5 protein-coding genes are annotated in these 6,566 nt (G+C 72.6%); 4 read left to right on the top strand and 1 reads right to left on the bottom strand.

What is annotated here, in order from left to right:
* Window positions 1-56: 56 nt before the first annotated feature.
* Window positions 57-968 (bottom strand): DMT family transporter, encoded by a 912-nt coding sequence (locus HYV93_25480; protein ID MBI2529326.1) that lies wholly within the window; start codon window positions 966-968, stop codon window positions 57-59.
* Window positions 969-997: 29 nt separating this feature from the next.
* On the opposite strand from HYV93_25480, the gene HYV93_25485 reads away from it, so the two are divergent.
* The 4 genes from HYV93_25485 to HYV93_25500 form a co-directional block, all read left to right on the top strand.
* On the top strand, window positions 998-1,648 hold the full coding sequence (locus HYV93_25485) for a cyclase family protein (GenBank protein MBI2529327.1): 651 nt from the start codon (window positions 998-1,000) through the stop codon (window positions 1,646-1,648).
* Window position 1,649: 1 nt separating this feature from the next.
* On the top strand, window positions 1,650-2,558 hold the full coding sequence (locus HYV93_25490; GenBank protein ID MBI2529328.1) for an NAD(P)-dependent oxidoreductase: 909 nt from the start codon (window positions 1,650-1,652) through the stop codon (window positions 2,556-2,558).
* A gap of 68 nt (window positions 2,559-2,626) precedes the next feature.
* Window positions 2,627-3,688, top strand: a complete 1,062-nt coding sequence (locus HYV93_25495) for a carbon-nitrogen hydrolase family protein (GenBank protein MBI2529329.1) — start codon at window positions 2,627-2,629, stop codon at window positions 3,686-3,688.
* Between the two features lie 13 nt (window positions 3,689-3,701).
* Window positions 3,702-6,566, top strand: a 2,865-nt coding sequence (locus HYV93_25500) for a DUF748 domain-containing protein (GenBank protein ID MBI2529330.1), incomplete at its 3' end; no start/stop codon positions are given.

The following is a 6,566-nucleotide window of genomic DNA, read 5'->3' on the forward strand; positions in this document are numbered from 1 at the left end:
TCACGGCACCGATCATCGTGTAACGCCGGGAGCGCAGCAGCGGTGGGGGGCACGTGTCATATTGCAAGACCTGACCCCCGCCGGGGCGCCAGCGCGAGCAGGGCGAGGGCGGCCAGGAGCAGCGCCGCGCCCGCGGAGCCGGCCAGACCGAGACGCTCGCCGAACCACAGGACCCCGAGCGCCGCCGCGGTGAGCGGTTCGAGCAGCGTGGCGATGCCGGCCGCCGTGGCGGGGACGCGCGCGAGGCCTGTCGTGAAGAGGGTGTACGAGAGCGCCGTCGGGCCGAGGCCGAGGTAGACGAGGAGCGGCCACCCCGCGGCGATGGGCGCCCAGACAGCGCGCTCCGCCAGCAGCGCGGGAGAGAGCAGCAGCGCCGCCAGCGTGAACGTCGCGGCGGCCTGGGGCAGGGGCGCCATGCGGGCCAGAAGGCGCTTGGCCGCCACGGCGTAGACGGCGTAAGATAGCCCCGCGCCCAGCGCCAGCAGCGCCCCCAGACCGAAGCCACCGGCGACCTCCCCGAGCCCTCGCGGTCCCACGACGAGGAGGGCGGTGCCGCTGACGGCCAAGGCGAGGGACAGGCCCACGCCCGCGGTGAGTCGCTCGCCGAGGACAGCCCTGGCCAGGAGCGCGATCATGAGCGGGGCCGAGCAGATCGCCAGCAGTGCCGCGACGGCCACTCCCGTGAGCGTGACGGCGCGGAAGTAGCACACCTGGTAGGCGGCCATGGCGGCGCCGAGGGCCAGGCACGAGGCGGTGTCGACGGCGGTCCATGGCCGTGGCCCCCGCCCGGCGCGGCGAGCCCGCGTGAGCCAGGCGGCCGCCAGGAGGCAGGGCGCGGCCACCGCGAGCCGCGCCCAGCCTACTAGGAGCGGGCCCGCCGCCGCCTCCCGGGTGAGCAGCGTCATCGTCGCTCCGGTGGTGCCCCACGAGACGGCGGCCAGGCAGATGAGCAGAAGCCCGACGAGCATCGCCCGACGAGTATACGGGAGGATGGCGCATGCGGTGGATTGACCTGGCGCACGCGTACCACGAGGGCATGACCTATCAGAAGATGGTGGGACCCGCCTGCATCGAGACGGTGTGGCAGGTGGGGCGCGAGCCCTTCAACATCCAGCGGCTGACCGTTGCCTCTCACCAGGGTACTCACGTGGACGCCCCGCTGCACTTCATCCCCGGCGGCCGCACCATCGACACCTACGCGCTGAACGACCTGGCGGGCCCGGCCGCCATCCTTCCGCTCGATTTGGCGCCCAACGAGTCCGTCTCGGTCCGCCAGCTCGAGGGCGCTGGGGTGGCGGTGGAGCCCGGCGATCTCGTCTTCCTCGCCACCGGCTGGGACCGCCATTTCTCCACCGACGCCTACCACACCCATCCGCACCTATCGCTCGAGGCGGCGGACTGGCTGCGCCAGCGCCGCGTGAGGATGGTCGGGGTGGATTGCTTCTCGGCCGACCTCGCGGCGCCGCTGAGGCCCCCGGACTTCGGATGGCCCGTGCACCACCTGCTGCTCGGCGCGGGGATCCTCATCGCCGAGAACGTGGCCAACCTCACCGCCATCGCCGGCCGGCGGCTCACCGTCGGCGCCTTCCCGCTCCGGGTACGGGGGGGAGACGGCGCGCCGGCCCGCATCTTCGCCATGGAGGAATGACGTGGACGCTGTGGGGTTCATCGGGCTGGGGCGGATGGGAGGGCCGATGGCCGGGCGCCTGCTGGCCAGCGGCCAGCGGCTGGTGGTCCACGACGTCCGCCCCGAATCGGCCGCGCCACTGGTGGATCGCGGCGCGGTGTGGGGCGTCTCGCCGCGGGCGGTCGCCGAGCGGGCGACGACGGTCATCACCATCGTGCCCTCCTCGGCCGAGGTGCGCGCGGTGTTCGCTGGCCCCGGCGGCCTGCTGGAGGCGCTGGGCCCGGGCCACCTCGCCGTGGAAATGACCTCCGCCGATCCGTCGGCCACGCGCGAGGTGGCCGCGCAGGTCGTCGCGCGCGGCGCCGCGCTCATCGACGCGCCGGTATCGGGGGGTGTGCGCGGCGCCGAGGCCGGCACGCTGTCCATCATGGTGGGGGGCGACGCCGAGCACCTGGCGCGCGCCCGCCCGCTGCTGGACGCCATGGGCCAGCGGATCTTCCACGTGGGCCCCGTGAGCACCGGGCATGCCATGAAGCTCGTGAACAATGCCTGCTCGGCGGCGGCGCTCGTGATGACGGCGGAGGCCGTGGCGGCCGCGGCCAGGGCTGGCATCGATCCGGCGCGGGCCGTGGAGATCATCCAGGCCTCCACCGGGCGTTCCAACGCGACCGAGACCAAGTTCCCCCGCTTCATCCTGAACGGGGCCTTCGACGCCGGCTTCGCCATTCGCCTCATGGTCAAGGATCTGGATGGCTACACGCGACTGGCGCGGGAGACGGGCGTCCCGTCGCTCCTGGGCGCAGCGGCCGCCGAGGTGTTCCGCATCGCGCTGGCGCGTGGCATGGGCGAGCTGGACCATACCGCCGTCGTGCGCCTCATCGAGGAGTGGACCGGTACCGACCTGAGATCCCGCGCGGGTGGGCAGCCATGACGCGCGTCGGCGTCGTCTGCGCGTTCCTCAAGCCCTCGGCCGCGGAGGCCCCCGTATAGGAGATCGCCATGCAGGAGAAGCTGAAGGTGGGGGCGGCGCAGATCGCGCCGCGCTTCCTCGACAAGGCCGGCACCATCAAGAAGATCGGCCAGACCATGGAGGAGGCTGGCCGGCTCGGGCTCGATCTCCTGGTCTTCCCCGAGACCTTCCTCTCGGCCTATCCCTACTGGCGGGGTGCCGTCTCGGTGCGCAGGGAGACCGAGCTCACGGCGGCCATGCAGCGCGAGAGCGTGCGCATCCCGTCCGCCGACACCGAGGAGCTCTGCGAGATGGCGCGCCGGGCGCGGGTGAACTGCGTCATCGGGCTCAACGAGCAGGACGACCGTCCCGGCAGCATGACCATGTACAACGCGCTTCTCGTCATCTCTCGCGACGGCCGGGTGGCGGGCCGGCACCGGAAGCTCATGCCCACGCACTCCGAGCGCGTGTACTGGGGCATGGGGGATGCGCGCGACGTCCGTACCTTCGACCTCGACATCGGGCGGCTGGGCGGGCTCATCTGCTACGAGCACCACATGACGCTCCTGCGGGCGGCCATGGCCATCAAGGGTGAGGAACTGCACGTCGCCGTCTGGCCCGGCTGGTGGAGCATGGACGGTCACCTGGGCGCGAAGAAGGCCGATCCGGCCTCCCGGGGATGCGACGTGGAGTTCGCGATCCGCGAGTATGCGCTCGAGAATTCCACCTTCGTCGCCTCCTCCTCGTGGTACCTGCCACCCTCGGACGTCCCGCCGGATCTCCAGGAGGTCATGAAGTACAATCTCGCTGTTGGCGGCTCCTGCATCGTCAACCCGAGCGGCCAGTGGGTGCGCGAGCCTGTCTTCAGCCAGGAGACCATCGTGTGGGCGGAGATCGACCAGGAGGACCGGCGACTCGCGAAGGCCTACTTCGACTCGGTGGGGCACTACTCCCGCTTCGACGTGCTCCAGCTCCTGATCCGCGACGAGGGGTGGGAGCCCACGGCCCGGCCGGAGCCGCGGCCCCGCGATCTGCGCGCGGCGGCCGACCGCTTCGAGGTGAGGCTCGACCGGCTCGAGGCCATGGTGGAGCGCCTGCTCAGGGGCGAGTAGCCGGGAATCGCGGATGAGCCGTCGCCTCAAGATCCTCGTCGCTGTCGCGGCCGCGGGGGTGCTCGTGTCCGCCGTCGGGCTCTGGGCGCTGCCGGAGATCGTGCGCCGGGTCGCCCTCGACCAGATCCCCAAGCTCACCGGCCGGGCCGCCGGCATCGAGGACGTGGACCTCAACCTCTTTACGGGGCGCGTCGCGATCAAGCGGTTCCGCCTCGCCGAGCGGGAGGGGCCCGAGGCCTTCGTGGAGCTGGACCGGCTCGACCTTGGGATCTCGCTGTTCGCCCTGCTCGCGTCCGAGATCCGCATCACCGAACTGGGCTTGACGGCCCCCACCCTGCGTCTCACGCGCACGGGGCCCGCAGAGTTCAACTTCTCCGACATCCTCGCCCGGTTCGCGACGGAGAAGAAGGAGAAGCCGCCCAGTCGGTGGACCGTGACGCTTGACCGCCTGGCCCTCGCGGGCGGCCGGCTCATCGTCGAGGACCGGGCGGTGTCGCCGGCCGCCGACTGGTCCATCCAGGACCTGGGCATCGACGCCTCGGGCCTCACCACCCGGATCGGCGCCGAGCCGGGCCGGCTGGGCCTTCGCGCCAGCCTCGGCAAGGCCACCGTGGAGGTGGCCGCGGACTCCGTGCGCCTGGCTCCGGTGGGAGCCACCGCGCGCATCTCGCTGAAGGGTTTCGATCTCACGCGCGGGCGGCCCTACCTGACACCCACGCTTCCGGTCTCGGCCGAGGCCGGCATGCTGACGCTGGCGCTCACGGGGAGGATCGAGCGCGACGGGGATGCGGCCAGGGTGCTGGTGGGCCCGGGCAGCGTGACGCTCGAGGCAGTGGTGGTGCGGCAGCGCGATGCCAGGGGCCTGGCGGGAGCCATAGATCGCCTCACCGTGGAGGTCAAGGAGGCGGACCTCTTCGCGGGCACGCTCGCGGGTGCGGCCGTGACGCTCGAGGGGCTGGCGGTGACGCGCGGCGGGGAGAGCACACCCTCGGTGAAGCTGCCCCGGCTTGCCGTGGCGGTGAAGGAGGCGAACCTGGCCTCGCGCGCGGCCACGGTGTCGAGCGTGGAGGTGGAGGGGCTCGACCTCACGGCGGTGCGCGACCGTGACGGCACGCTCGATCTCCTCACGGCTCTGGAGGCCGGGCGCGCCCGCGACGGGGAGCAGTCGCCCGCTTCCGGGGAGGCGCCCGTTCCGACAGGGGCCGCGGCGCCCAGCGGCGGGGTGCCGAAGGTGAGAGTCGAGCGGTTGAGCGTGAAGTCCTCGCGGGTCGCGCTGACGGACGAGACCGTGTCCCCAACGCGGCAGTGGCGGCTCGAGGGGCTCACGGTGGATGGAGCGGGCATCTCCACGGCGGCCGAGGATCCCCCGGGCAAGCTCACCGCGAAGAGCCAGATCGTCACGGCTCCCGGCTCGGGCCCGCCGGCGAGCCTGAGCGCGACGGTCGACCCGGTGCGGCTCGCGCCACTGGGGGCGACCGCGCGGGTGGTGCTCACCGGGCTCGACGTGACCACCGTCGTGGCGTACGTCCCCGAGACGGTGCCGGCGCTGCCAGCCCGAGGCGGTCTCGCGGCCGACCTGACCGCAGTGCTGGAGACGAAGGGGAGCGGGCTCGCCCGCGCCACGGCCTCCGGGAGTGTGCGGCTGGCAGGCCTGGACCTCGTCCAGCGCGGGGCGCAGGCGCCGTTCCTGTCCGTCCCGCAGCTCGCGCTGACGATCAAGCGGGCCGACGCCGTGTCCCGCCGGCTGGATCTCGGGACCATCCGGATCGAGGCGCCGCAGGTACGGGCGATCCGCGGCCCCGACGGCCAGATCGACCTGCTCGCGCTCGCGGGGCGGCCGGCGGAGGCCAGGGGAGCCTCCGCGGCGCCGATCAGCGCGCCTGCGACGCCTGCGCCTCCAGGAAGGCCGGCGCCGAAGGGCCCAGGGCCCTCCGCCCCCGCGTCGGCCTGGCGTCTGAGCCTGGACCGTCTGGCGCTGGACAAGGGGACGGTCAGCTTCGAGGACCGGGCCGTGTCGCCCGTCACCACGCTGCCGCTGACCGATGTCGCCGTCACGGTCGAGAACTTCACCTGGCCATCCGCGGGGCCGGCCACGCTGAGCGCCGCGATGACGATGCCCGGCGGTGGGAGCACGGACGTCAAGGCCACGGTGGTGGTCGCGCCGCTCGACGCCAGGATCGTGCTCTCCACCACGGATGCGCCCATCGAGCCCTACGGGGCCTACTTCCCGTTCGCGGCGCGCTTTACCGGGCTGTTCAGCGGCGACAGCGTCAACGAGATCAAGATGGAGGACGGCAAGCTCCGGGCGGCCTCGCGGGGCAATGCCCAGGCCCGTGATATCGAGGTCCGGGATCCCGGCGCCCCGACGCCCGTGGCACGCGTCAAGAGCTTCGAGATCCGCGGGATCGACTTCTCCTGGCCCAACTACGCTCTCGTGGACCGGGTGACGCTCACGCGCCCCGAGATCCGCGTGGAACGGGACCATGACGGCAACTTCGACCTGCGCCGTCTCTTCGCGGTGAAGACTCCCACGGGCGCCGCTGCGCCCCCGCCCACGACTCCGTCGCCAGCGCCGGGCGCCGCTCCGGCCCCGGCCACCGCCAAGGAGGCGTCCGGGGGGGGACTCCTCCAGACGATGGTCCTCGACTTCAGCGAGATCGTGGTCGCCGAAGGCTCCGCGCGCTTCCTTGACCGCAGCACCACGCCCGCCTTCTCGGAGGACATCAGCCGCCTGACGCTCACCATCCGGGATCTCTCCAACACCCTCGGCCGAAAGCACACCACCATGACGGCTCAGGCCCTCGTCGGAGGCGATGCCGCGCTCGACATGCATGGGGATCTCTCGGGCATCGGCGAATCGCTCCGCGCCGATCTCGTG

The organism is Candidatus Rokuibacteriota bacterium, assembly GCA_016188005.1.
Lineage (GTDB): Bacteria > Methylomirabilota > Methylomirabilia > Rokubacteriales > CSP1-6 > UBA12499.